This is a genomic window from Pseudomonas sp. 22085, from assembly GCF_052045815.1.
GTDB classification, from domain to species: Bacteria; Pseudomonadota; Gammaproteobacteria; order Pseudomonadales; family Pseudomonadaceae; genus Aquipseudomonas; species Aquipseudomonas glycinae.
The window spans coordinates 1-22,378 of sequence record NZ_JBQEQA010000015.1 but is presented as its reverse complement, the minus strand read 5'-3'; the positions used below and the strand labels follow the sequence as shown (position 1 = coordinate 22,378).

Here is a 22,378-nt window from a genome sequence, read left to right as displayed (position 1 = left end):
ATTTAGCGCGGATACTGCAGCGAATCAGAACGGAATGTCGTCATCGAAGCTGTCGAAATCCGGAGCCGGTTGCGGTGCGGCCTGCTGTGGAGCCGGGGCCGGACGCTGCTGAGGTGCCGACTGCTGCGGACGCGGAGCCTGCTGGCGTGGCGCCTGCTGCTGATAGTTGTTGCCACCGCCTTGTTGGTCGCCCTGTTGTGGACGGCCGCCGAGCAGTTGCATGGTGCCTTGCATGTCGACCACGATCTCGGTGGTGTAACGCTTGATACCGTCTTTTTCCCACTCACGGGTCTGCAGCTTGCCTTCGATGTAGACCTGCGAACCTTTGCGCAGGTATTCGCCGGCGATTTCGGCAACCTTGCCGAACATCGATACGCGGTGCCACTCGGTCTTCTCGACCTTCTGACCGGTCTGCTTGTCGGTCCACTGCTCGCTGGTCGCCAGACTCAGGTTGGTCACGGCGTTACCGTTGGGCAGGTAGCGTACTTCGGGATCCTGGCCGCAAGTACCGACCAGAATGACTTTGTTAACCCCACGGGCCATAACGTTCTCCTAGGCTTCGCACGCAGTCTGCGCCGGGTTGTTCACCAGGCGTTCGAGAGTGGTGCGATCCATTAATTCGGTGTCCAGTTTGATGTAGATCGCCGCTTCATCAGCGACTATGACTGCATCAGTTACCCCTACGAGGGCCTTGAGACGCTCGACCAGACCCGCTTCGCGGATCGCTTCGGGCGACAGCGGCAGGCGCAGGCTCGTCACGTAGGGAGGTTCGCGCATGGTAACAGCAAAGGCCAGCCAAAGTGCAGCCAGCCCGGCACATCCAAGGAACACAACCGACAGACCGCCATGCTGGAACATCCAGCCGCCGAGAATCCCGCCGAGTGCCGAACCGAGGAACTGACTGGTGGAGTACACGCCCATGGCCGTGCCCTTGCCACCTGCCGGTGAAACCTTGCTGATCAGGGACGGCAGCGATGCTTCCAGCAGATTGAACGCGGTGAAGAACACCACCGTTCCGATCACCAGAGCCCGCAGGCTGTCACCGAACTGCCAGAAGAATAGCTCAGTCAGCATCAGCGTCATCACGGCACCGAGCAAAACTCGTTTCATTTTGCGTTTCTTCTCGCCGTAGATAATGAACGGAATCATGGCGAAGAAAGAAATCAGCAGCGCGGTGAGGTACACCCACCAGTGCTGCTCCTTGGGCAGACCGGCCTTTTCGACCAGCGCCAGGGGCAGTGCGACGAAGCTCGACATCAACATCGCATGTAACACAAAAATGCCCAGGTCCAGCCGCAGCAGGTCCGGGTGCTTGAGCGTCGGCATCAACGCCTGGCGTGCAACGCCGGACTCACGATGGCTCAGCGGCCCGGTGGATTTCGGCACCATGAACATCACGATCACTATCCCCACCAGCGCCATCCCACCCGTGGCGAGGAACAGACCGGACAGGCCGAACGCACGGGTCAACAGCGGCCCGACCACCATCGCCACGGCGAACGACAGGCCGATGGTCATGCCGATCATGGCCATGGCTTTAGTGCGGTGCTGTTCGCGAGTCAGGTCAGAGAGCAAGGCCATGACCGCTGCGGAAATAGCGCCGGCGCCCTGCAGGATCCGCCCGGCGATCACACCCCAGATCGAATCGGCCTGAGCCGCCAGCACGCTACCGAGGGCGAAGACGATCAGCCCCAGGTAAATCACCGGACGTCGGCCGATACGGTCGGAAATGATCCCGAACGGAATCTGGAAGATCGCCTGAGTCAGGCCGTAAGCGCCGATCGCCAGCCCGATCAGGGCCGGGGTCGCTCCCGCCAGATCCATGCCGTAGGTCGCCAGTACCGGCAACACCATGAACATGCCAAGCATACGGAAGGCGAACACAAGGGCCAGACCGCTCGCCGCGCGGGTCTCGCTGCCACTCATGCGTTCGCTGTGGGGATCGTGCATGGAAAAACCTCGTGTGAACCGGCGGCGATTCTACCAGTCCCATCGAGAGACGGGGTATATCGCGACGCTTTGACGCGTATAGATGAAACTCTCTTCATGTAAGGCAAAAAACCCTTCACTTGATAGTGTGCATCCATCCAGTATTTGGCCGTATACTCCTGTGTTTTCGACGCCCGCCGAGCGAGGCCATTTTGGACAAGATCCTGATTCGTGGGGCCCGCACCCACAACCTGAAGAACATCGACCTGACCCTGCCACGGGACAAACTGATCGTCATCACCGGCCTGTCCGGATCCGGCAAGTCGTCCCTGGCTTTCGACACGCTGTACGCCGAAGGTCAGCGCCGCTATGTCGAATCCCTGTCGGCCTACGCCCGGCAGTTCCTGTCGATGATGGAAAAACCCGACGTCGACACCATCGAAGGCCTGTCGCCGGCGATCTCCATCGAACAGAAGTCGACCTCGCACAACCCGCGCTCCACGGTCGGCACCATCACCGAAATCTACGACTACCTGCGTCTGCTTTATGCGCGCGTCGGTACGCCACGCTGCCCGGATCACGACATCCCGCTGGAAGCCCAGACCGTCAGCCAGATGGTCGACCTGGTGCTGGCGCAGCCGGAAGGCAGCAAGCTGATGCTGCTGGCGCCGGTGATCCGCGAGCGCAAGGGCGAGCACCTGTCGGTGTTCGAAGAGCTGCGCGCCCAGGGCTTCGTCCGGGCCCGGGTCAACGGTCGGCTCTGCGAGCTGGACGAACTGCCGAAACTGGATAAGCAGAAGAAGCACACGATCGAAGTCGTGGTCGACCGTTTCAAGGTTCGCGCCGACCTGCAGCAGCGTCTGGCGGAATCCTTCGAGACCGCACTGAAGCTGGCCGACGGCATCGCCCTGGTGGCGCCGATGGACGACGAGCCGGGCGAAGAGATGATTTTCTCCGCGCGCTTCGCCTGCCCGATCTGCGGCCATGCGATCAGCGAGCTGGAACCCAAACTGTTTTCCTTCAACAACCCGGCCGGCGCCTGCCCGACCTGCGACGGTCTGGGCGTGAAGCAGTTCTTCGACATCAAGCGACTGGTCAACGGTGACTTGACCCTGGCCGAAGGCGCGATCCGTGGCTGGGACAGGCGCAACGTCTATTACTTCCAGATGCTTGGCTCATTGGCCGCGCATTATGGTTTCAGCCTGGAGCAGCCGTTCAACGAGCTGCCGGCCGATCAACAGAAATACATCCTGCACGGCAGTGGCTCGCAGAACGTCGATTTCAAATACCTCAACGACCGGGGCGACATCGTCAAACGCTCGCACCCGTTCGAAGGTATCGTGCCGAACCTTGAGCGCCGCTACCGCGAAACCGAATCGGCGAGCGTGCGCGAAGAACTGGCGAAGTTCCTCAGCACCCAGTCCTGCCCGGATTGCCGTGGCACCCGCCTGCGTCGCGAAGCTCGGCACGTGTGGGTCGGCGAGAAAACCCTGCCGGCGGTGACCAACCTGCCGATCGGCGACGCCTGCGATTACTTCGGCGCGCTGAAGATGACCGGCCGCCGCGGCGAAATCGCCGACAAGATTCTCAAGGAAATTCGCGAGCGCCTGCAGTTTCTGGTTAACGTCGGTCTCGACTACCTGTCGCTGGATCGCAGTGCCGATACGTTGTCTGGCGGTGAAGCGCAGCGGATTCGTCTGGCCAGCCAGATCGGCGCGGGCCTTGTGGGTGTTCTGTACATCCTCGACGAGCCGTCCATTGGCCTGCACCAGCGCGACAACGATCGCCTGCTCGGCACCCTCAAACACCTGCGCGACATAGGCAACACGGTCATCGTAGTAGAGCATGACGAAGACGCGATCCGCTTGGCCGACTACGTAGTGGATATCGGCCCGGGCGCCGGTGTTCATGGCGGGCAGATCGTCGCCGAAGGCACGCCGGACGAAGTCATGGCGCACCCTGACTCGCTGACCGGCAAATACCTGTCGGGCCGGGTCAAGATCGAAGTACCGGCCAAGCGCACGCCGCGTAACAAGAAGCAGGTGCTGTCGCTCAAGGGCGCGCGGGGCAACAATCTGCGCAACGTCGACCTGGAAATCCCGATCGGCTTGCTGACCTGCGTGACCGGTGTCTCCGGCTCGGGCAAATCGACGTTGATCAACAACACGCTGTTCCCTTTGAGCGCCACGGCACTCAATGGCGCGACCACCCTGGAAGCGGCAGCTCATGACAGCATCAAGGGCCTGGAGCATCTGGACAAGGTCGTCGACATCGACCAGAGCCCGATCGGTCGTACGCCACGTTCCAACCCGGCGACCTATACCGGACTGTTCACGCCAATCCGCGAGCTGTTCGCCGGCGTACCCGAGTCCCGCTCCCGTGGTTATGGCCCTGGACGTTTCTCGTTTAACGTCAAGGGCGGACGTTGCGAGGCTTGCCAGGGCGACGGTCTGATCAAGGTGGAAATGCACTTCCTGCCGGACATCTACGTCCCGTGCGACGTGTGCAAGAGCAAGCGCTACAACCGCGAAACCCTGGAGATCAAATACAAGGGCAAGAACATCCACGAAACCCTCGAGATGACCATCGAGGAAGCGCGCGAGTTCTTCGACGCGGTGCCGGCGCTGGCGCGCAAACTGCAAACGCTGATGGATGTGGGGCTGTCGTACATCAAGCTCGGGCAGTCGGCTACCACGCTGTCCGGGGGTGAAGCCCAGCGGGTCAAGTTGTCCCGCGAGCTGTCCAAACGCGATACCGGCAAAACCCTCTACATCCTCGATGAGCCGACCACTGGCCTGCATTTCGCGGATATCCAGCAACTGCTCGACGTACTGCATCGCCTGCGCGACCACGGCAACACCGTGGTGGTGATCGAGCACAACCTCGACGTGATCAAGACCGCCGACTGGCTGGTGGATCTTGGCCCCGAGGGTGGTTCGAAAGGTGGACAGATCATTGCCACCGGTACGCCTGAGGAAGTGGCCGAGATGAAGCAATCTCACACCGGTCACTATCTCAAGCCGCTGTTGATTCGTGATCGGGCCTGATTGCCGGGCATGAAAAAGCCCCTGTCACTTCGTCAGTGACAGGGGCTTTTTTGTATCAATTGCAATCAGGACGCGTGGGACTGCAGGTAGTTCTGGATACCGATCAGCTTGATCAGGCCCAACTGCTTTTCAAGCCAGTAGGTGTGATCTTCTTCGGTGTCATTGAGCTGAACCCGCAGGATCTCGCGACTGACATAGTCGCCGTGCTGTTCGCACAGTTCGATGCCCTTGCACAGCGCGGCGCGCACCTTGTATTCAAGGCGCAGATCCGCTTCGAGCATGGTTTGCACGGTAGTGCCGACATCCAGATCATCCGGGCGCATGCGCGGAGTGCCTTCGAGCATCAGAATCCGGCGCATCAGCGCATCGGCGTGACCGGCCTCTTCTTCCATCTCGTGGTTGATTCGTTCGTAGAGCTTGGTGAATCCCCAGTCCTCATACATCCGCGAGTGAACAAAATATTGGTCACGCGCGGCCAGTTCGCCGGTCAGCAACGTGTTGAGGTAATCGATAACGTCTGGGTGGCCTTGCATCGCCCTACATCTCCCTGCTTGAAAGTCTGTAGTTTGAACCAACCTGACTGGAAGGTCACTCACTTCGCGCAATAAAAGCGAAGATATTCTGAGAAAAGCAGCCTAAATAACGCAAAAACCGCCCGAATGAGGGCGGTTCTGCTTCTCGTTTAGACTTCGTTAAGCTGTACGTTGAGCAGCTTTGCAATTGCTTCTCCGTACGCCGGATCGGCCTTGTAGAAATGCTGCAGCTGACGGTCGATCACATCACTCGAAACACCCGCCATCGCACCGGCGATGTTGCTGACCAGCAACGCCTTCTGTTCGTCGCTCATCAAGCGGAACAGCGCACCGGCGTGGCTGTAGTAGTCGGTGTCTTCGCGGTGATCGTAGCGATCAGCCGCACCACTCAAGGCCAGCGCAGGTTCAGCGTAATGCGGCGCCTGTTTCGGCGACTCTACGTAGCTGTTCGGCTCGTAGTTAGGCGCTGCGCCACCATTGCTGCCAAAAGCCATCGAGCCATCACGCTGGTAAGTATTCACAGGGCTGCGTGGGGCGTTCACTGGCAGTTGCTGGTGATTGGTACCTACGCGGTAGCGGTGGGCATCGGCGTACGCGAATACCCGACCTTGCAGCATGCGATCTGGCGACAGACCTACGCCAGGCACCATGTTGCTCGGGCCGAATGCGGCTTGCTCGACTTCGGCAAAGTAGTTGAGCGGATTACGGTTCAGCTCCAACTCACCCACCTCGATCAGTGGAAACTCCTTCTGCGACCAGGTCTTGGTCACGTCGAACGGGTTCTCATAGTGCGCAGCGGCTTGGGCTTCGGTCATGACCTGGATGCATACGCTCCATTTCGGGAAGTCACCACGCTCGATGGCTTCGAACAGGTCACGCTGTGCGTAATCCGGATCAGTGCCCGCCAGGCGTGCAGCGTCTGCCGGCGCAAGGTTCTTGATCCCTTGCTTGGTCTTGTAGTGCCACTTCACCCAGTGACGCTCGCCTTGAGCACTGATCAGGCTGTAGGTGTGGCTGCCGAAACCGTGCATGTGGCGATATCCGTCCGGTATACCGCGATCAGAGAACAGAATCGTGACCTGGTGCAGCGCTTCAGGCGAATGCGACCAGAAGTCCCACATCATCTGCGCGCTTTTCAGATTGCTTTGCGGCAGTCGCTTCTGGGTGTGGATAAAGTCAGGGAATTTCAATGGATCACGGATGAAGAAAACGGGCGTGTTGTTGCCAACGATGTCCCAGTTGCCTTCTTCGGTATAGAACTTGAGGGCGAAGCCACGTGGATCGCGCTCGGTGTCGGCCGAACCACGCTCACCACCGACCGTGGAGAAACGCAGGAAGGTCGGTGTCTGCTTGCCGACAGCAGAGAACAGTTTGGCGCTGGTGTACTGCGTAATGTCGCGAGTGACCGTGAAAGTGCCGTATGCGCCCGAACCCTTGGCGTGTACACGACGCTCAGGAATGTTTTCCCGGTTGAAGTGAGCAAGCTTCTCGATCAGGTGGAAATCATCGAGCAACAACGGACCACGAGGGCCGGCGGAGCGAGAGTTCTGGTTATCGGCGACAGGTGCGCCACTGGCGGTCGTAAGCGTCTTGTTCTGGCTCATGCAATCTTCATCCTCTATCGGTCTTGAACTGCCGGCTAATCGGCTTGTTGGGGAGTATCGATCATCAATATGACAGCCACAAATTCATTAACTTATGGTCAGCAATAGATAAAAACTAACGATAAATCCCCGCACATAGTGCAGACCCAAACAGGGTAGAAGCTTGTACGAACAGCGCATTTCTTACAGGCACAAAAAACCGGGCACTAGGCCCGGTTCCTTGTTTCAGACTGATGTCTTACTCAGCGGATACAGCTTCACCGCCGACAGCACGATCAACCAGCTCGACGTACGCCATAGGCGCGTTGTCGCCAGCGCGGAAACCGCACTTGAGGATGCGCAGGTAGCCACCCTCACGGGTAGCGTAACGCTTGCCCAGGTCGTTGAAGAGCTTACCAACGATAGCTTTCGAACGAGTACGGTCGAAAGCCAGACGACGGTTAGCAACGCTGTCTGTCTTGGCCAGAGTGATCAGCGGCTCGGCAACGCGGCGCAGTTCTTTGGCTTTTGGCAGAGTAGTTTTGATCAGCTCGTGCTCGAACAGCGACACCGCCATGTTCTGGAACATGGCCTTGCGGTGCGAGCTGGTGCGGCTCAGGTGACGCCCACTTTTACGATGACGCATGGTTCATTCCTTACCAAACACTACGTTCGGTGATTACGACGATCAGGCAGTCGCCTTGTCGTCCTTCTTAAGACTTGCAGGCGGCCAGTTGTCGAGGCGCATGCCGAGGGACAGACCGCGGGAGGCCAGAACGTCCTTGATTTCGGTCAAGGATTTCTTGCCCAGGTTCGGAGTCTTCAACAGCTCTACTTCGGTACGCTGAATCAGGTCGCCGATGTAGTAGATGTTTTCCGCCTTAAGGCAGTTAGCCGAACGTACAGTCAGTTCCAGATCGTCAACCGGGCGAAGCAGGATCGGATCGATCTCGTCTTCCTGCTCGACAACCACTGGCTCACTGTCACCCTTGAGGTCGACGAACGCAGCCAACTGCTGTTGCAGGATGGTTGCAGCGCGGCGGATAGCCTCTTCAGGATCCAGGGTACCGTTGGTTTCCAGATCAATAACCAGCTTGTCCAGGTTGGTACGCTGCTCGACACGGGCGTTTTCCACCACGTATGCGATACGGCGAACCGGGCTGAACGAAGAGTCGAGCTGCAAGCGACCGATGCTGCGGCTTTCGTCTTCATCGCTCTGACGCGAGTCGGCTGGTTCATAACCACGACCACGAGCTACGGTGAGCTTCATGTTCAGGGCGCCGTTAGACGCCAGGTTAGCGATTACGTGATCGGGATTAACGATCTCGACATCATGATCCAGCTGAATATCGGCAGCGGTAACCACCCCCGAACCCTTCTTCGACAAGGTCAGCGTAACTTCGTCACGACCGTGCAGCTTGATGGCCAGACCTTTAAGGTTCAACAGGATTTCAATTACGTCTTCCTGTACACCTTCGATGGCGCTGTACTCGTGGAGCACACCGTCAATCTCGGCCTCGACTACTGCGCAGCCGGGCATTGAGGACAACAGGATGCGGCGCAGCGCGTTGCCCAGGGTGTGGCCAAAACCACGCTCGAGAGGCTCGAGAGTGATCTTGGCGCGGGTTGGACTGACAACCTGCACATCAATGTGGCGGGGTGTCAGGAACTCATTTACCGAAATCTGCATGGATGCACCTATTTTCTAGCCCTTACTTACTTGGAGTAGAGCTCGACAATCAGGCTTTCGTTGATGTCGGCGGACAGATCACTGCGAGCAGGAACGTTCTTGAAAACGCCCGACTTCTTCTCAGCATCTACCTCTACCCATTCTACGCGACCACGTTGGGCGCACAGCTCGAGAGCTTGGACAATGCGAAGTTGGTTCTTTGCCTTCTCGCGAACAGCAACCACGTCACCAGCACGAACCTGGTAGGACGGAACGTTTACGGTCTGACCGTTAACGCTGATCGACTTGTGCGATACCAGCTGACGGGATTCGGCACGAGTCGAACCGAAGCCCATACGGTATACAACGTTGTCCAGACGGCATTCGAGCAGTTGCAGCAGGTTTTCACCGGTTGCACCTTTCTTGCTGGCAGCAGCCTTGTAGTAGCCGCTGAACTGACGCTCGAGAACGCCGTAGATACGACGGACCTTCTGCTTTTCGCGCAGTTGGGTGCCGTAATCGGACTGGCGACCGCGGCGTTGGCCGTGGATACCAGGTGCTGCTTCAATGTTGCACTTCGATTCGATCGCGCGCACGCCGCTCTTCAGGAAGAGATCGGTGCCTTCGCGACGAGCGAGTTTGCATTTTGGACCAATGTAACGAGCCATTCTTTACAATCTCCTGGATTACACGCGGCGCTTCTTCGGCGGACGGCACCCGTTGTGCGGGATTGGCGTCACGTCGGTGATGCTGGCGATCTTGTAGCCACAGCCGTTCAAAGCGCGGACTGCGGATTCACGACCTGGACCTGGGCCCTTGACGTTCACGTCGAGGTTTTTCAGGCCGTATTCCAGCGCAGCTTGACCAGCACGTTCAGCGGCTACCTGAGCAGCGAACGGGGTGGACTTGCGGGAACCGCGGAAACCCGAACCACCGGAGGTAGCCCAGGAAAGAGCGTTACCTTGACGGTCGGTGATGGTCACGATGGTGTTGTTAAAAGAGGCATGGATGTGGGCGATGCCATCAACCACTGTCTTTTTAACTTTTTTACGAGGACGAGCAGCAGGTTTTGCCATGATTAAATTCCTGTCGATTCGCTGGGGCGATTACTTGCGGATCGGCTTACGCGGACCTTTACGGGTACGCGCGTTGGTCTTGGTACGCTGACCGCGTACTGGCAGACCACGACGATGACGCAGACCGCGATAGCAACCGAGGTCCATCAAGCGCTTGATTTTCATGTTGATTTCGCGACGCAGGTCACCTTCAGTGGTGAACTTCGCCACTTCGCCACGCAGCTGTTCAATCTGCTCGTCGCTCAGATCCTTGATCTTTGCGGCTGGGTTTACCCCAGTCTCTGCACAGATCTTCTGTGCAGTAGTGCGACCAACACCATAGATGTAGGTCAGCGAGATAACAGTATGCTTGTTATCTGGAATGTTAACGCCTGCAATACGGGCCATTCAGTGGGACTCCAATTGACAGCTACCTACGCCCCGGAAGCCAAGAAATAGGGCGCGAGATAATATCGCTGTAATAACAAATAATCAACCCGGTAGCGCACTAGCTACCGGGCTTGAAGCACAATCACACTCAGCCTTGGCGCTGTTTGTGACGCGGTTCCGCGCTGCAAATTACTCGAACAACACCTTCGCGGCGAATAATCTTGCAGTTACGGCACAGCTTTTTCACCGATGCACGAACTTTCATCACCAACTCCTCGAACCTTATGGGTACTCAGCGCAACATGCCGCTGCCGTAACCCTTCAGGTTGGCTTTCTTCATCAGGGATTCGTACTGGTGCGAAACGAGGTGCGATTGTACTTGGGACATGAAGTCCATCACAACCACGACCACGATCAGCAACGAGGTCCCGCCAAGGTAGAACGGAACGTTTGCTGCAACCACCAGGAACTGGGGCAACAAGCACACGGCCGTCATGTAAAGAGCACCGAACATGGTCAAGCGAGTCAGAACGCCATCAATATAGCGTGCGGACTGCTCACCTGGACGGATGCCCGGAATAAAGGCACCGGACTTCTTCAGGTTTTCCGCTACGTCTTTCGGATTGAACATCAACGCCGTATAGAAGAAGCAGAAGAAAATAATCCCTGCACTAAACAGCAGAATATTCAACGGCTGACCAGGAGCGATCGACTGCGAGATGTCCTGCAACCAGCCCATACCTTCAGACTGACCAAACCAGGCACCCAACGAAGCCGGGAACAGCAAAATGCTGCTCGCGAAAATAGCCGGAATAACACCGGCCATGTTCACCTTCAGCGGCAAGTGGCTTGTCTGTGCAGCAAAAACCTTGCGGCCCTGCTGACGCTTGGCGTAGTGAACAGCGATACGACGCTGACCACGCTCAATGAACACCACGAAACCGATAATCGCTACTGCCAGCAAACCGATGGCAACCAAGGCGAAGATGTTGATATCGCCCTGACGCGCAGACTCGAAAGACTGCCCGATTGCTCTCGGAAGACCGGCGACGATACCCGAAAAAATCAACATCGAGATACCGTTGCCTACACCACGCTCAGTAATCTGCTCACCCAGCCACATCATGAACATCGCGCCAGCCACAAACGTGGAAACCGCGACGAAATGGAAGCCAAAGTCACCAGTGAACGCAACGCCCTGCCCCGCCAGACCAATGGACATGCCAATGGCCTGAACGAGAGCGAGGACGACGGTGCCGTAGCGGGTGTACTGGCTGATCTTGCGACGGCCAGCTTCACCTTCCTTCTTCAACTGCTCCAGCTGCGGGCTGACGGCGGTCATCAACTGCATGATGATCGATGCCGAAATGTACGGCATGATCCCCAACGCAAAGATGCTCATCCGCTCCAGCGCGCCGCCGGAAAACATGTTGAACAAGCTAAGAATGGTCCCCTCATTCTGTCGAAACAGGTCTGCGAGTCGGTCCGGGTTGATACCTGGAACCGGGATGTGTGCGCCTATTCGGTAGACGATAATCGCCAGGAACAGAAAACGCAGACGAGCCCAAAGTTCAGACATACCGCCTTTGCCGAGCGCAGAGAGAGCACCTTGCTTAGCCATTTATTCCTCGAACTTGCCGCCAGCTGCTTCGATAGCCGCACGCGCACCTTTGGTGGCGCCGATTCCCTTGCCGATAGTGACAGCGCGAGTCACTTCACCGGACAGCATGATTTTCACACGCTGTACGTTGACGTTGATCACGTTGGCATCTTTCAGGGACTGCACGGTGACGATGTCGCCTTCCACTTTAGCCAGCTCGGACAGACGCACTTCTGCGCGATCCATAGCCTTCAGGGAAACGAAACCGAACTTCGGCAGGCGACGATGCAGCGGCTGTTGACCGCCTTCAAAGCCTGGAGCAATGGTGCCACCGGAGCGGGAAGTCTGACCTTTGTGACCACGGCCACCAGTCTTACCCAAACCACTACCGATACCACGGCCCGGACGATGCTTTTCGCGACGGGAACCCGGCGCTGGACTCAGATCATTGAGTTTCATCGATTAACCCTCGACACGCAGCATGTAGTAAGCCTTGTTGATCATCCCGCGATTCTCGGGAGTATCCTGGACTTCTACAGTGTGACCGATGCGACGCAGACCCAGACCCTTAACGCACAGTTTGTGGTTAGGGATGCGGCCGGTCATGCTTTTGATCAGCGTAACTTTAACGGTAGCCATGATTACTTGATCTCCTCAACACGCAGGCCACGTTTGGCTGCAATGGATTCAGGAGACTGCATAGCCTTCAGACCCTTGAAAGTGGCGTGAACCACGTTTACAGGGTTAGTCGAGCCGTAGCACTTGGCCAGAACGTTCTGAACGCCAGCAACTTCGAGGACAGCACGCATAGCGCCGCCAGCGATGATACCGGTACCTTCAGAAGCAGGCTGCATGTACACCTTCGAAGCGCCATGAGCAGACTTCATTGCGTACTGCAGAGTAGTGCCGTTCAGATCAACCTGGATCATGTTGCGGCGAGCAGCTTCCATTGCCTTCTGGATCGCAGCAGGCACTTCACGCGACTTGCCACGGCCGAAGCCAACACGCCCTTTACCATCACCAACCACGGTCAACGCGGTGAAAGTGAAGATACGGCCGCCTTTTACGGTTTTGGCTACGCGGTTAACTTGAACCAGCTTCTCGATGTAGCCTTCGTCGCGCTTTTGGTCGTTATTTGACATAACTTAGAACTCCAGCCCAGCTTCACGAGCAGCATCAGCCAGCGCTTTAACGCGGCCGTGGTACTTGAAGCCAGAGCGGTCGAAAGCCACCTGCGAGACGCCAGCGGCCTTAGCACGCGTAGCGACCAGCTGGCCAACCTTAGTGGCCGCGTCGATGTTGCCAGTGGCGCCATCACGCAGTTCTTTATCCAAAGTCGAGGCGCTTGCCAGGACTTTGTTGCCGTCGGCCGAAATGACCTGGGCGTAGATGTGCTGCGAAGAGCGGAACACGCAGAGACGCACGACTTCGAGTTCGTGCATTTTCAGGCGTGCTTTGCGAGCGCGACGCAGTCGAGTAACTTTTTTGTCGGTCATTTGCTATGCCCTACTTCTTCTTGGCTTCTTTACGACGGACGACTTCGTCCGCGTAGCGCACACCTTTGCCTTTGTACGGCTCTGGTGGACGGAAGTCGCGGATCTCGGCGGCCACTTGACCTACCAGCTGCTTGTCGATGCCCTTGATCAGGATATCGGTCTGGCTAGGAGTCTCAGCGGTGATGCCTTCCGGCAGTTCGTAATCCACTGGGTGCGAGAAGCCAAGAGCCAGGTTCAGCACCTGACCTTTTGCTTGCGCTTTGTAACCAACACCGACCAGCTGGAGCTTGCGCTCGAAGCCTTGGCTTACGCCCTGGACCATGTTGTTTACCAACGCACGAGTGGTACCGGCCATTGCGCGAGTCTGTTGATCGCCATTGCGAGCAGCAAAACGCAGCTCACCGGCTTCTTCAACGACTTCAACGGACGAATGGACGTTCAGTTCAAGAGTACCCTTGGCACCCTTCACCGAAAGCTGTTGGCCTGCGAATTTTACTTCGACACCGGCTGGCAGCTTAACGGGGTTCTTAGCGACGCGAGACATGCTTATCCCCCCTTAGAACACAGTGCAAAGAACTTCGCCGCCGACACCGGCAGCGCGCGCAGCACGATCAGTCATCACACCTTTGTTGGTGGAGACGATAGACACACCGAGACCGCCACGTACTTTTGGCAGCTCTTCGACGGACTTGTACTGACGCAGGCCTGGACGGCTAACGCGCTTCACTTCCTCGATGACCGGACGGCCTTCGAAGTATTTCAGCTCGATGGACAGCAGCGGTTTGGTTTCGCTGCTGATCTGATAACCCGCGATGTAACCTTCGTCCTTCAGGACTTTTGCTACAGCCACCTTCAACGTGGAAGACGGCATGCTTACGACGGACTTTTCAGCCATCTGGGCATTACGGATTCGAGTTAGCATGTCCGCTAACGGGTCCTGCATACTCATGGGCTAGACGCTCCTAATACAGAAAAATTAGCCTTGCGGCTACTACTTGTCGCCGAGAAACTCCGGGCATAAAAAACACGGGCTCAGGCGAGCCGGTCATTCTAGACATACCCCAGAAATGAATCAAGCCCCAAAAGGGGCTTGATTCAATCTCAAGGCCACCGATGGTCAGGTTCTTTCGACCCCGACCATCAAGGCTTTGACAGCAATTACCAGCTGGCTTTAACCAGACCTGGTACGTCACCACGCATTGCCGCTTCACGCAGTTTGTTACGGCCGAGGCCGAACTTGCGGTAAACGCCGTGCGGACGACCGGTCAGACGGCAACGGTTACGCATACGCGAAGCGCTTGCGTCACGTGGTTGCTTCTGCAGAGCTACGGTAGCCTCCCAACGCGCTTCTGGACTTGCGTTCAGATCGACGATGATAGCTTTAAGCGCTGCACGCTTGACGGCGTACTTGGCAACGGTGAGCTGACGCTTCAGCTCACGGTTTTTCATGCTCTTCTTGGCCATTTTCCTACTCCAATCAGTTGCGGAACGGGAATTTGAAAGCACGCAGCAGAGCGCGGCCTTCATCATCGTTCTTGGCAGTGGTGGTCAGGGTAATGTCCAGACCGCGGAGAGCATCGATCTTGTCGTAGTCGATTTCCGGGAAAATGATCTGCTCTTTCACGCCCATGCTGTAGTTGCCACGACCATCGAAGGACTTGGCATTCAGGCCGCGGAAGTCGCGAACCCGAGGCAGGGAGATCGACAGCAGACGATCCAGGAACTCGTACATACGCTCACGGCGCAGGGTCACTTTGACGCCGATCGGCCAACCTTCACGGACTTTAAAGCCAGCGATGGATTTGCGAGCGTAGGTCACAACGACTTTCTGGCCGGTGATCTTTTCCAGGTCAGCAACAGCGTGCTCGATGACTTTTTTGTCGCCGATCGCTTCGCCCAGACCCATGTTCAGGGTGATTTTGGTAACGCGCGGAACTTCCATCACGTTCGAAAGCTTAAGTTCTTCCTTAAGTTTCGGAGCGATTTCCTTCCGGTAAATCTCTTTTAGTCGTGCCATGGTCTTCTACCTAGCAGTGTTCAAGCATCAACCGCTTTTTGGGTCGACTTGAAGACACGAATTTTCTTACCGTCTTCTACTTTGAAACCAACGCGGTCAGCCTTGTTGGTTTCGCCGTTGAAGATGGCGACGTTGGAAGCGTGCAGTGGCGCTTCTTTCTCGACGATACCGCCCTGTACGCCCGACATCGGGTTAGGCTTGGTATGACGCTTGACCAGGTTCAGACCACCAACAACCAGACGGTTGTCAGCAAGAACCTTCAGCACCTTACCGCGCTTACCTTTGTCTTTGCCGGCGATCACGATGATCTCGTCGTCACGACGAATCTTTTGCATGTCGGATCTCCTTACAGCACTTCTGGGGCGAGCGAGACGATCTTCATGAACTTCTCAGTACGAAGCTCACGGGTCACTGGCCCAAAGATACGGGTGCCGATCGGCTCTTGCTTGTTGTTCAGAAGAACAGCAGCGTTGCCATCAAAGCGGATAATGGAGCCATCAGCACGACGTACGCCGTGACGAGTGCGGACTACAACAGCAGTCATCACTTGGCCTTTTTTCACCTTACCGCGAGGAATTGCTTCCTTCACGGTAACTTTGATGATGTCACCGATACCAGCGTAACGACGATGGGAGCCACCCAGCACCTTGATGCACATAACGCGGCGAGCGCCGCTGTTATCGGCCACATCGAGCATGGATTGAGTCTGAATCATATAATTTCTCCGACCCCTAGCCCTTAGACTTCCACAGCGCGTTCGAGAACATCAACCAGCGCCCAAGACTTGGTCTTGGCCATCGGACGAGTTTCACGAATAGTGACTTTGTCGCCGATGTGGCACTGGTTGGTTTCGTCGTGCGCGTGCAGCTTAGTCGAACGCTTAACGTATTTACCGTAGATCGGGTGCTTAACGCGACGCTCGATCAGAACGGTGATGGTTTTGTCCATCTTGTCGCTGACAACACGGCCAGTCAGCGTACGGACAGTTTTTTCGGCTTCAGCCATGATCACTTACCTGCCTGCTGGTTGAGCACAGTCTTCACGCGAGCGATGTCACGCTTAACTTGCGAGAGCAGATGAGACTGCCCCAACTGGCCAGTTGCTTTCTGCATACGCAGATTGAACTGGTCGCGCAGCAAGCCGAGCAGTTGCTCGTTCAGCTGCTGTGCGGATTTTTCACGAAGTTCATTCGCTTTCATCACATCACCGTCCGTTTAACAAAGGAGGTGGCGAGCGGCAGCTTTGCAGCAGCCAGGGCGAAAGCCTCACGCGCCAGCTCTTCAGAAACACCCTCGATTTCATACAGGACTTTGCCTGGCTGAATCTGGGCAACCCAGTACTCCACGTTACCCTTACCTTTACCCATACGAACCTCGAGAGGCTTTTTGGAGATCGGCTTGTCCGGGAATACACGGATCCAGATCTTGCCGCCACGTTTTACGTGACGGGTCAGAGCACGACGCGCTGACTCGATCTGACGAGCGGTGAGACGACCACGAGCTACAGACTTCAGCGCGAACTCGCCGAAGCTGACTTTGCTACCGCGCAGTGCCAGACCACGGTTGTGGCCGGTCATCTGCTTGCGGAACTTCGTACGCTTAGGTTGCAACATTTGGCGTACCCCTTACTTAGCAGCTTTTTTACGAGGCGCTGGTGCTTGTGGCTTCAGCTCTTCTTGGCGACCACCAATTACTTCGCCTTTGAAGATCCAAACCTTTACACCGATCACACCGTAAGTGGTGTGAGCTTCGTAGTTGGCATAGTCGATGTCGGCACGCAGGGTGTGCAGTGGCACACGACCTTCGCGATACCATTCAGTACGTGCGATTTCAGCACCGCCGAGACGACCGCTCACTTGGATTTTGATGCCTTTGGCACCAATGCGCATGGCGTTCTGTACAGCGCGCTTCATGGCGCGACGGAACATTACACGACGCTCCAGCTGCTGAGCTACGCTCTGCGCAACCAGCATACCGTCGAGTTCCGGCTTGCGGATCTCTTCGATATTGATGTGCACAGGCACACCCATTTGCTTGGTCAGGTCCTGACGCAGTTTCTCAACATCTTCACCTTTCTTCCCGATAACGATACCTGGACGAGCGGTGTGGATGGTGATGCGTGCAGTTTGGGCCGGACGATGGATATCGATACGGCTTACGGACGCGCTTTTTAGTTTGTCTTGGAGGTATTCACGCACCTTCAGATCAGCGAACAAGTAGTCCGCATAAGTCCGACCGTCTGCGTACCAGACGGAGGTGTGCTCCTTGACGATTCCCAGGCGAATGCCAATGGGATGTACTTTCTGACCCATCTCTTCGACTCCGTTACTTGTCAGCAACCTTGACAGTGATATGGCAAGACCGCTTGACGATGCGATCAGCACGGCCTTTGGCACGTGGCATGATGCGCTTCAGCGAACGCCCTTCGTTGACGAAAACGGTGCTGACCTTCAGGTCATCAACGTCTGCGCCTTCGTTATGCTCGGCGTTGGCTACGGCCGACTCCAGCACTTTTTTCATGATCTCGGCGGCTTTCTTACTGCTGAAAGCCAACAGGTTGAGCGCTTCGCCCACCTTCTTCCCGCGGATCTGGTCGGCGACCAAGCGGGCTTTCTGGGCGGAGATTCGAGCGCCCGACAACTTAGCGGCTACTTCCATTTCCTTACCCCTTAACGCTTGGCTTTCTTGTCTGCCACGTGCCCGCGATAGTTGCGGGTACCGGCGAACTCGCCCAGTTTGTGGCCGACCATGTCTTCGTTAACGAGAACTGGGACGTGCTGACGACCGTTGTGTACTGCGATGGTCAGACCGACCATCTGTGGCAGGATCATCGAACGACGCGACCAAGTCTTAATTGGTTTGCGATCGTTCTTTTCCGCCGCCACTTCGATCTTCTTCAGTAGGTGAAGATCAATAAAAGGACCTTTTTTCAGAGAACGTGGCACTGTCGTATCCCTCTATTTACTTGCGACGACGGACGATCATTTTGTCGGTACGCTTATTACCACGAGTCTTCGCGCCCTTAGTCGGGAAGCCCCATGGCGATACCGGATGACGACCACCAGAGGTACGACCTTCACCACCACCATGTGGGTGGTCAACCGGGTTCATGGCAACACCACGAACGGTTGGGCGAACGCCACGCCAGCGCTTGGCACCAGCTTTACCCAGCGAACGCAGGCTGTGCTCGGAGTTCGAGACTTCGCCCAGGGTCGCACGGCACTCAGCCAGTACTTTACGCATTTCACCGGAACGCAGACGCAGGGTCACGTAAACGCCTTCACGAGCGATCAGCTGAGCCGAAGCACCAGCGGAACGAGCGATTTGTGCGCCCTTACCTGGCTTCAGTTCGATGCCGTGTACGGTGCTACCAACTGGAATGTTGCGCAGTTGCAGAGCGTTGCCCGGCTTGATCGGCGCCAGAGCACCTGCGATCAGCTGGTCGCCAGCGCTCACGCCTTTAGGGGCGATGATGTAGCGACGCTCGCCATCTGCGTACAGCAGCAGAGCGATGTGAGCAGTACGGTTTGGATCGTATTCGATACGCTCGACAGTGGCAGCGATGCCATCTTTGTCGTTGCGACGGAAGTCGACCAGACGATAATGCTGCTTATGACCACCACCGATGTGACGAGTGGTAATACGGCCATTGTTGTTACGACCACCAGACTTCGACTTTTTCTCGAGCAGCGGTGCGTGAGGAGCGCCTTTATGCAGCTCCTGGTTGACCACCTTGACCACAAAACGGCGGCCAGGGGAAGTCGGTTTGCATTTAACGATTGCCATGATGCACCCCTTCCTTACTCAGCACTGCTGCTGAAATCGAGATCTTGGCCTGGCTGAAGGGAGATAACTGCCTTCTTCCAGTCATTACGCTTGCCCAGACCGCGAGCGGTGCGCTTGCTCTTACCCAGAACGTTCAGGGTAGTAACACGCTCAACTTTCACGCTGAACAGGCTTTCGACGGCCTTCTTGATTTCCAGCTTGGTTGCGTCAGTAGCAACCTTGAAAACGAACTGGCCTTTCTTGTCTGCCAGAACCGTAGCCTTCTCGGAAACGTGCGGGCCAAGCAGAACTTTAAATACGCGTTCCTGGTTCATCCCAGCAGCTCCTCGAATTTCTTCACGGCCGACACGGTGATCAACACCTTGTCGTATGCGATCAGACTAACTGGATCGGAACCTTGCACGTCACGCACATCTACGTGCGGCAGGTTGCGAGCAGCCAGGTACAGGTTCTGATCAACAGCGTCCGACACGATCAGAACGTCGGTCAGGCTCATGTTGTTCAGTTTGCCCAGCAGGTCTTTGGTTTTCGGAGTTTCAACTGCGAAATCCTGAACCACGACCAGACGATCAGTACGCACCAGCTCAGCAAGGATGGAACGCATTGCTGCGCGGTACATCTTCTTGTTCAGCTTCTGGGAGTGATCCTGTGGACGAGCTGCGAAAGTGGTGCCGCCGCCGCGCCAGATTGGGCTACGGATAGTACCGGCACGAGCACGGCCAGTACCTTTCTGACGCCATGGGCGCTTACCGCCACCACGAACGTCGGAACGGGTCTTTTGCTGCTTGCTACCTTGACGGCCGCCGGCCATGTAGGCCACGACTGCTTGGTGAACCAGCGTCTCGTTGAATTCGCCGCCAAATGTCAGTTCGGAAACTTCGATCGCTTGAGCGTCATTTACATTTAATTGCATGTCAGCTTCCCCTTAACCGCGAGCCTTGGCTGCTGGACGTACAACCAGGTTGCCGCCAGTAGCGCCAGGAACAGCACCCTTGACCAGCAACAGATTGCGTTCAGCGTCCACGCGCACTACTTCCAGGGACTGCACGGTCACGCGCTCAGCGCCCATATGACCGGACATTTTTTTGCCCTTGAATACACGACCAGGAGTCTGGCACTGGCCGATAGAGCCTGGGACGCGGTGGGATACGGAGTTACCGTGGGTGTTATCTTGCCCGCGGAAATTCCAACGCTTGATCGTACCCTGGAAGCCTTTACCTTTGGACTGACCGGTTACATCAACCAGTTGACCAGCAGCGAAGATTTCAGCGTTGATCAGATCGCCGGCCTGGTACTCGCCTTCTTCAAGGCGGAATTCCATTACGGTACGACCAGCGGCAACGTTCGCCTTGGCGAAGTGGCCAGCCTGAGCAGCTGTTACACGGGAAGCACGACGCTCGCCGACAGTGACTTGCACTGCACGATAGCCATCGGTTTCTTCAGTTTTGAACTGGGTGACGCGATTCGGCTCGATCTCAATGACCGTGACCGGAATGGAGACACCTTCTTCGGTGAAAATACGGGTCATACCCGCTTTACGACCGACTACACCAATAGTCATGTTGTAAACCTCATGAGTGTACGGGGCTTTCACCCGCTATGGCCGCCCATTTCAGAGCGTTACACGACCAAGACCGAGTCTTAGCCGAGGCTGATCTGCACTTCCACACCGGCCGCAAGATCAAGCTTCATAAGTGCATCAACGGTTTTATCCGTTGGCTGGACGATGTCCAGAACGCGCTTATGAGTGCGGATCTCGTACTGGTCACGCGCGTCTTTGTTGACGTGCGGGGAAACCAGAACGGTGAACCGCTCTTTACGGGTAGGCAGTGGAATTGGACCACGCACTTGAGCACCAGTACGTTTCGCGGTTTCCACGATTTCCTGGGTTGATTGGTCGATCAGGCGATGGTCAAAAGCCTTCAACCTGATACGGATTTGCTGATTTTGCATTGGATTTCAGACTCCGGCTGCTATTCCCACCGGGCGCAATACGCCCGTTAAAAGGAGGCGCAATTCTATAGACGCCCCAGATAGGTGTCAACCCAATAAAAAAGCCCCCGCTAAGCGGGGGCTTTTTCAACTCATCAAAGCTGACTCAATAAAGAGATCACTCGATGATTTTAGCTACGACGCCAGCACCAACGGTACGGCCGCCTTCACGGATTGCGAAACGCAGACCGTCTTCCATCGCGATGGTTTTGATCAGGGTAACAGTCATCTGAATGTTGTCACCTGGCATTACCATTTCAACGCCTTCTGGCAGTTCGCAGTTACCGGTCACGTCAGTAGTACGGAAGTAGAACTGTGGACGGTAGCCTTTGAAGAACGGAGTGTGACGACCGCCTTCTTCCTTGCTCAGAACGTAAACTTCTGCAGTGAACTTGGTGTGCGGCTTAACCGAACCCGGCTTAACCAGAACCTGACCACGCTCAACGTCGTCACGCTTGGTGCCACGCAGCAGAACGCCGCAGTTCTCGCCAGCACGACCTTCGTCCAGCAGCTTGCGGAACATCTCAACACCGGTGCAGGTGGTGGTGGTAGTGTCACGCAGACCAACGATTTCCAGGGCGTCTTGAACACGAACGATACCGCGCTCGATACGACCGGTTACAACAGTACCGCGACCCGAGATCGAGAATACGTCTTCGATTGGCATCAGGAATGGCTTGTCGATAGCACGCTCTGGCTCTGGGATGTAGCTGTCCAGAGTTTCCACCAGCTTCTTAACAGCGGTGGTGCCCATTTCGTTGTCGTCTTTGCCTTCCAGCGCCATACGAGCCGAACCGATGATGATCGGAGTGTCGTCGCCTGGGAAGTCGTAGGTGGACAGCAGGTCGCGAACTTCCATCTCAACCAGTTCCAGCAGCTCAGCGTCGTCCACCAGGTCAGCCTTGTTCAGGAAAACCACGATGTACGGAACGCCTACCTGACGGGACAGCAGGATGTGCTCACGGGTTTGTGGCATCGGACCATCAGCGGCCGAGCAAACCAGGATCGCGCCGTCCATCTGCGCAGCACCAGTGATCATGTTCTTCACGTAGTCAGCGTGACCTGGGCAGTCAACGTGAGCGTAGTGACGAATGTTCGAGTTGTACTCAACGTGCGCGGTGTTGATGGTGATACCGCGAGCTTTTTCTTCTGGAGCGCTGTCGATCTTGTCGAATTCAACTACGGCCGAACCGAAAACTTCGGAGCAAACGCGAGTCAGAGCAGCGGTCAGCGTGGTTTTACCATGGTCTACGTGACCGATGGTGCCAACGTTGACGTGCGG

Annotated in this window: 34 protein-coding genes; 1 reads left to right on the top strand and 33 read right to left on the bottom strand. The window is 56.5% G+C overall.

Features of this window, described 5'->3' with window-relative positions; genetic code table 11:
• Nucleotides 1–24: 24 nt before the first annotated feature.
• Both ACTJK7_RS19010 and ACTJK7_RS19005 read right to left on the bottom strand, forming a co-directional pair.
• Nucleotides 25–543, bottom strand: a complete 519-nt coding sequence (locus tag ACTJK7_RS19010; protein WP_007966163.1) for a single-stranded DNA-binding protein — start codon at nucleotides 541–543, stop codon at nucleotides 25–27.
• Between the two features lie 9 nt (nucleotides 544–552).
• A complete protein-coding gene (locus ACTJK7_RS19005) occupies nucleotides 553–1,950 on the bottom strand; it encodes an MFS transporter (protein ID WP_007955631.1) in 1,398 nt (465 codons plus the stop codon).
• Between the two features lie 191 nt (nucleotides 1,951–2,141).
• Here ACTJK7_RS19005 and uvrA point away from each other — a divergent pair, with 191 nt between their 5' ends.
• Nucleotides 2,142–4,976 carry an excinuclease ABC subunit UvrA gene (gene uvrA / locus ACTJK7_RS19000; RefSeq protein ID WP_011336165.1) on the top strand — a complete coding sequence of 945 codons (2,835 nt, stop codon included), beginning with the start codon at nucleotides 2,142–2,144 and terminating at the stop codon, nucleotides 4,974–4,976.
• Between the two features lie 65 nt (nucleotides 4,977–5,041).
• On the opposite strand, the gene bfr is transcribed toward uvrA, so the two are convergent.
• The 31 genes from bfr to tuf all read right to left on the bottom strand — a co-directional run.
• Nucleotides 5,042–5,509, bottom strand: coding sequence for a bacterioferritin (gene bfr, locus ACTJK7_RS18995; RefSeq protein WP_064382244.1), 468 nt, complete (start codon nucleotides 5,507–5,509; stop codon nucleotides 5,042–5,044).
• A gap of 149 nt (nucleotides 5,510–5,658) precedes the next feature.
• Complete coding sequence (locus ACTJK7_RS18990; protein ID WP_108563379.1) at nucleotides 5,659–7,113, bottom strand: catalase; 1,455 nt, start codon at nucleotides 7,111–7,113, stop codon at nucleotides 5,659–5,661.
• Nucleotides 7,114–7,351: 238 nt separating this feature from the next.
• Nucleotides 7,352–7,738 carry a 50S ribosomal protein L17 gene (gene rplQ, locus ACTJK7_RS18985; RefSeq protein ID WP_007955635.1) on the bottom strand — a complete coding sequence of 129 codons (387 nt, stop codon included), beginning with the start codon at nucleotides 7,736–7,738 and terminating at the stop codon, nucleotides 7,352–7,354.
• Between the two features lie 42 nt (nucleotides 7,739–7,780).
• Nucleotides 7,781–8,782, bottom strand: coding sequence for a DNA-directed RNA polymerase subunit alpha (locus ACTJK7_RS18980; protein WP_003186012.1), 1,002 nt, complete (start codon nucleotides 8,780–8,782; stop codon nucleotides 7,781–7,783).
• Nucleotides 8,783–8,808: 26 nt separating this feature from the next.
• Nucleotides 8,809–9,429: a 30S ribosomal protein S4 gene (rpsD, locus tag ACTJK7_RS18975; RefSeq protein ID WP_011336168.1), complete on the bottom strand. Its 621-nt coding sequence runs from the start codon at nucleotides 9,427–9,429 to the stop codon at nucleotides 8,809–8,811.
• An 18-nt stretch (nucleotides 9,430–9,447) separates the two neighbouring features.
• Nucleotides 9,448–9,837 carry a 30S ribosomal protein S11 gene (rpsK, locus tag ACTJK7_RS18970; RefSeq protein ID WP_002555466.1) on the bottom strand — a complete coding sequence of 130 codons (390 nt, stop codon included), beginning with the start codon at nucleotides 9,835–9,837 and terminating at the stop codon, nucleotides 9,448–9,450.
• Between the two features lie 30 nt (nucleotides 9,838–9,867).
• Nucleotides 9,868–10,224 (bottom strand): 30S ribosomal protein S13, encoded by a 357-nt coding sequence (gene rpsM, locus ACTJK7_RS18965; protein ID WP_009045849.1) that lies wholly within the window; start codon nucleotides 10,222–10,224, stop codon nucleotides 9,868–9,870.
• 130 nt (nucleotides 10,225–10,354) lie between these two features.
• Nucleotides 10,355–10,471 carry a 50S ribosomal protein L36 gene (gene rpmJ, locus ACTJK7_RS18960; protein WP_002555468.1) on the bottom strand — a complete coding sequence of 39 codons (117 nt, stop codon included), beginning with the start codon at nucleotides 10,469–10,471 and terminating at the stop codon, nucleotides 10,355–10,357.
• A 27-nt stretch (nucleotides 10,472–10,498) separates the two neighbouring features.
• Nucleotides 10,499–11,827 (bottom strand): preprotein translocase subunit SecY, encoded by a 1,329-nt coding sequence (secY, locus tag ACTJK7_RS18955; protein ID WP_003228718.1) that lies wholly within the window; start codon nucleotides 11,825–11,827, stop codon nucleotides 10,499–10,501.
• On the bottom strand, nucleotides 11,828–12,265 hold the full coding sequence (rplO, locus tag ACTJK7_RS18950; protein WP_003228720.1) for a 50S ribosomal protein L15: 438 nt from the start codon (nucleotides 12,263–12,265) through the stop codon (nucleotides 11,828–11,830).
• A gap of 3 nt (nucleotides 12,266–12,268) precedes the next feature.
• Nucleotides 12,269–12,445, bottom strand: a complete 177-nt coding sequence (gene rpmD, locus ACTJK7_RS18945; RefSeq protein ID WP_003176408.1) for a 50S ribosomal protein L30 — start codon at nucleotides 12,443–12,445, stop codon at nucleotides 12,269–12,271.
• A gap of 2 nt (nucleotides 12,446–12,447) precedes the next feature.
• Complete coding sequence (rpsE, locus tag ACTJK7_RS18940; RefSeq protein ID WP_007955637.1) at nucleotides 12,448–12,948, bottom strand: 30S ribosomal protein S5; 501 nt, start codon at nucleotides 12,946–12,948, stop codon at nucleotides 12,448–12,450.
• A gap of 3 nt (nucleotides 12,949–12,951) precedes the next feature.
• Entirely contained in the window at nucleotides 12,952–13,302 is a 351-nt protein-coding gene (gene rplR, locus ACTJK7_RS18935; RefSeq protein WP_003186037.1) for a 50S ribosomal protein L18, read from the bottom strand.
• 10 nt (nucleotides 13,303–13,312) lie between these two features.
• Complete coding sequence (gene rplF / locus ACTJK7_RS18930; protein WP_011336170.1) at nucleotides 13,313–13,846, bottom strand: 50S ribosomal protein L6; 534 nt, start codon at nucleotides 13,844–13,846, stop codon at nucleotides 13,313–13,315.
• A 12-nt stretch (nucleotides 13,847–13,858) separates the two neighbouring features.
• Entirely contained in the window at nucleotides 13,859–14,251 is a 393-nt protein-coding gene (rpsH, locus tag ACTJK7_RS18925) for a 30S ribosomal protein S8 (RefSeq protein ID WP_011336171.1), read from the bottom strand.
• A 209-nt stretch (nucleotides 14,252–14,460) separates the two neighbouring features.
• Nucleotides 14,461–14,766 carry a 30S ribosomal protein S14 gene (gene rpsN, locus ACTJK7_RS18920; protein WP_007955639.1) on the bottom strand — a complete coding sequence of 102 codons (306 nt, stop codon included), beginning with the start codon at nucleotides 14,764–14,766 and terminating at the stop codon, nucleotides 14,461–14,463.
• Nucleotides 14,767–14,779: 13 nt separating this feature from the next.
• A complete protein-coding gene (gene rplE, locus ACTJK7_RS18915) occupies nucleotides 14,780–15,319 on the bottom strand; it encodes a 50S ribosomal protein L5 (RefSeq protein ID WP_003210069.1) in 540 nt (179 codons plus the stop codon).
• A 20-nt stretch (nucleotides 15,320–15,339) separates the two neighbouring features.
• Nucleotides 15,340–15,654: a 50S ribosomal protein L24 gene (gene rplX / locus ACTJK7_RS18910; protein WP_003186046.1), complete on the bottom strand. Its 315-nt coding sequence runs from the start codon at nucleotides 15,652–15,654 to the stop codon at nucleotides 15,340–15,342.
• 11 nt (nucleotides 15,655–15,665) lie between these two features.
• Entirely contained in the window at nucleotides 15,666–16,034 is a 369-nt protein-coding gene (rplN, locus tag ACTJK7_RS18905) for a 50S ribosomal protein L14 (protein WP_002555479.1), read from the bottom strand.
• Nucleotides 16,035–16,057: 23 nt separating this feature from the next.
• Nucleotides 16,058–16,324: a 30S ribosomal protein S17 gene (gene rpsQ, locus ACTJK7_RS18900; protein WP_003194644.1), complete on the bottom strand. Its 267-nt coding sequence runs from the start codon at nucleotides 16,322–16,324 to the stop codon at nucleotides 16,058–16,060.
• Between the two features lie 2 nt (nucleotides 16,325–16,326).
• Nucleotides 16,327–16,518: a 50S ribosomal protein L29 gene (gene rpmC / locus ACTJK7_RS18895; RefSeq protein ID WP_002555481.1), complete on the bottom strand. Its 192-nt coding sequence runs from the start codon at nucleotides 16,516–16,518 to the stop codon at nucleotides 16,327–16,329.
• Nucleotides 16,518–16,931, bottom strand: coding sequence for a 50S ribosomal protein L16 (gene rplP / locus ACTJK7_RS18890; protein ID WP_003228729.1), 414 nt, complete (start codon nucleotides 16,929–16,931; stop codon nucleotides 16,518–16,520). Before rplP ends, rpmC begins: the two co-directional genes overlap by 1 nt.
• A 12-nt stretch (nucleotides 16,932–16,943) precedes the next feature.
• Nucleotides 16,944–17,630: a 30S ribosomal protein S3 gene (gene rpsC / locus ACTJK7_RS18885; RefSeq protein ID WP_003176422.1), complete on the bottom strand. Its 687-nt coding sequence runs from the start codon at nucleotides 17,628–17,630 to the stop codon at nucleotides 16,944–16,946.
• Between the two features lie 13 nt (nucleotides 17,631–17,643).
• Entirely contained in the window at nucleotides 17,644–17,976 is a 333-nt protein-coding gene (rplV, locus tag ACTJK7_RS18880; RefSeq protein ID WP_003103908.1) for a 50S ribosomal protein L22, read from the bottom strand.
• Between the two features lie 11 nt (nucleotides 17,977–17,987).
• The gene (gene rpsS, locus ACTJK7_RS18875; protein ID WP_011336172.1) at nucleotides 17,988–18,263 is read right to left on the bottom strand and encodes a 30S ribosomal protein S19; all 276 of its coding nucleotides are present in this window, start codon (nucleotides 18,261–18,263) and stop codon (nucleotides 17,988–17,990) included.
• 16 nt (nucleotides 18,264–18,279) lie between these two features.
• Nucleotides 18,280–19,104 (bottom strand): 50S ribosomal protein L2, encoded by an 825-nt coding sequence (gene rplB, locus ACTJK7_RS18870; protein ID WP_003186055.1) that lies wholly within the window; start codon nucleotides 19,102–19,104, stop codon nucleotides 18,280–18,282.
• A 14-nt stretch (nucleotides 19,105–19,118) separates the two neighbouring features.
• Nucleotides 19,119–19,418 carry a 50S ribosomal protein L23 gene (gene rplW, locus ACTJK7_RS18865; protein WP_002555488.1) on the bottom strand — a complete coding sequence of 100 codons (300 nt, stop codon included), beginning with the start codon at nucleotides 19,416–19,418 and terminating at the stop codon, nucleotides 19,119–19,121.
• Nucleotides 19,415–20,017, bottom strand: coding sequence for a 50S ribosomal protein L4 (gene rplD / locus ACTJK7_RS18860; protein ID WP_003228735.1), 603 nt, complete (start codon nucleotides 20,015–20,017; stop codon nucleotides 19,415–19,417). Before rplD ends, rplW begins: the two co-directional genes overlap by 4 nt.
• A gap of 12 nt (nucleotides 20,018–20,029) precedes the next feature.
• Complete coding sequence (gene rplC / locus ACTJK7_RS18855; protein ID WP_007955641.1) at nucleotides 20,030–20,665, bottom strand: 50S ribosomal protein L3; 636 nt, start codon at nucleotides 20,663–20,665, stop codon at nucleotides 20,030–20,032.
• An 80-nt stretch (nucleotides 20,666–20,745) separates the two neighbouring features.
• Entirely contained in the window at nucleotides 20,746–21,057 is a 312-nt protein-coding gene (rpsJ, locus tag ACTJK7_RS18850) for a 30S ribosomal protein S10 (RefSeq protein WP_003186070.1), read from the bottom strand.
• A 157-nt stretch (nucleotides 21,058–21,214) separates the two neighbouring features.
• Nucleotides 21,215–22,378, bottom strand: a 1,164-nt coding sequence (gene tuf, locus ACTJK7_RS18845; protein WP_440780296.1) for an elongation factor Tu, incomplete at its 5' end; no start/stop codon positions are given.

Excerpts from the sequence above, each read along its gene's own strand:
- rpsE (WP_007955637.1), bottom strand. The coding sequence starts at position 12,948 with ATGTCAAATAACGACCAAAAGCGCGACGAAGGCTACATCGAGAAGCTG.
- rplX (WP_003186046.1), bottom strand. The coding sequence starts at position 15,654 with ATGCAAAAGATTCGTCGTGACGACGAGATCATCGTGATCGCCGGCAAA.
- rplQ (WP_007955635.1), bottom strand. The coding sequence starts at position 7,738 with ATGCGTCATCGTAAAAGTGGGCGTCACCTGAGCCGCACCAGCTCGCAC.
- bfr (WP_064382244.1), bottom strand. The coding sequence starts at position 5,509 with ATGCAAGGCCACCCAGACGTTATCGATTACCTCAACACGTTGCTGACC.
- rplO (WP_003228720.1), bottom strand. The coding sequence starts at position 12,265 with ATGAAACTCAATGATCTGAGTCCAGCGCCGGGTTCCCGTCGCGAAAAG.
- rpsC (WP_003176422.1), bottom strand. The coding sequence starts at position 17,630 with ATGGGTCAGAAAGTACATCCCATTGGCATTCGCCTGGGAATCGTCAAG.
- rplP (WP_003228729.1), bottom strand. The coding sequence starts at position 16,931 with ATGTTGCAACCTAAGCGTACGAAGTTCCGCAAGCAGATGACCGGCCAC.
- ACTJK7_RS19005 (WP_007955631.1), bottom strand. The coding sequence starts at position 1,950 with ATGCACGATCCCCACAGCGAACGCATGAGTGGCAGCGAGACCCGCGCG.
- rpmJ (WP_002555468.1), bottom strand. The coding sequence starts at position 10,471 with ATGAAAGTTCGTGCATCGGTGAAAAAGCTGTGCCGTAACTGCAAGATT.
- rplR (WP_003186037.1), bottom strand. The coding sequence starts at position 13,302 with ATGACCGACAAAAAAGTTACTCGACTGCGTCGCGCTCGCAAAGCACGC.
- rplN (WP_002555479.1), bottom strand. The coding sequence starts at position 16,034 with ATGATTCAGACTCAATCCATGCTCGATGTGGCCGATAACAGCGGCGCT.
- rplB (WP_003186055.1), bottom strand. The coding sequence starts at position 19,104 with ATGGCAATCGTTAAATGCAAACCGACTTCCCCTGGCCGCCGTTTTGTG.
- ACTJK7_RS18980 (WP_003186012.1), bottom strand. The coding sequence starts at position 8,782 with ATGCAGATTTCGGTAAATGAGTTCCTGACACCCCGCCACATTGATGTG.
- rplW (WP_002555488.1), bottom strand. The coding sequence starts at position 19,418 with ATGAACCAGGAACGCGTATTTAAAGTTCTGCTTGGCCCGCACGTTTCC.
- rpsK (WP_002555466.1), bottom strand. The coding sequence starts at position 9,837 with ATGGCAAAACCTGCTGCTCGTCCTCGTAAAAAAGTTAAAAAGACAGTG.
- rpsH (WP_011336171.1), bottom strand. The coding sequence starts at position 14,251 with ATGAGTATGCAGGACCCGTTAGCGGACATGCTAACTCGAATCCGTAAT.
- rplD (WP_003228735.1), bottom strand. The coding sequence starts at position 20,017 with ATGCAATTAAATGTAAATGACGCTCAAGCGATCGAAGTTTCCGAACTG.
- rpmC (WP_002555481.1), bottom strand. The coding sequence starts at position 16,518 with ATGAAAGCGAATGAACTTCGTGAAAAATCCGCACAGCAGCTGAACGAG.
- rplV (WP_003103908.1), bottom strand. The coding sequence starts at position 17,976 with ATGGAAGTAGCCGCTAAGTTGTCGGGCGCTCGAATCTCCGCCCAGAAA.
- rpsN (WP_007955639.1), bottom strand. The coding sequence starts at position 14,766 with ATGGCCAAGAAGAGCATGAAAAACCGTGAGCTGAAGCGTCAGCTCACC.
- rplF (WP_011336170.1), bottom strand. The coding sequence starts at position 13,846 with ATGTCTCGCGTCGCTAAGAACCCCGTTAAGCTGCCAGCCGGTGTCGAA.
- ACTJK7_RS18990 (WP_108563379.1), bottom strand. The coding sequence starts at position 7,113 with ATGAGCCAGAACAAGACGCTTACGACCGCCAGTGGCGCACCTGTCGCC.
- rpsQ (WP_003194644.1), bottom strand. The coding sequence starts at position 16,324 with ATGGCTGAAGCCGAAAAAACTGTCCGTACGCTGACTGGCCGTGTTGTC.
- rpsJ (WP_003186070.1), bottom strand. The coding sequence starts at position 21,057 with ATGCAAAATCAGCAAATCCGTATCAGGTTGAAGGCTTTTGACCATCGC.
- rplC (WP_007955641.1), bottom strand. The coding sequence starts at position 20,665 with ATGACTATTGGTGTAGTCGGTCGTAAAGCGGGTATGACCCGTATTTTC.
- rplE (WP_003210069.1), bottom strand. The coding sequence starts at position 15,319 with ATGGCACGACTAAAAGAGATTTACCGGAAGGAAATCGCTCCGAAACTT.
- rpmD (WP_003176408.1), bottom strand. The coding sequence starts at position 12,445 with ATGGCTACCGTTAAAGTTACGCTGATCAAAAGCATGACCGGCCGCATC.
- ACTJK7_RS19010 (WP_007966163.1), bottom strand. The coding sequence starts at position 543 with ATGGCCCGTGGGGTTAACAAAGTCATTCTGGTCGGTACTTGCGGCCAG.
- secY (WP_003228718.1), bottom strand. The coding sequence starts at position 11,827 with ATGGCTAAGCAAGGTGCTCTCTCTGCGCTCGGCAAAGGCGGTATGTCT.
- rpsM (WP_009045849.1), bottom strand. The coding sequence starts at position 10,224 with ATGGCCCGTATTGCAGGCGTTAACATTCCAGATAACAAGCATACTGTT.
- rpsD (WP_011336168.1), bottom strand. The coding sequence starts at position 9,429 with ATGGCTCGTTACATTGGTCCAAAATGCAAACTCGCTCGTCGCGAAGGC.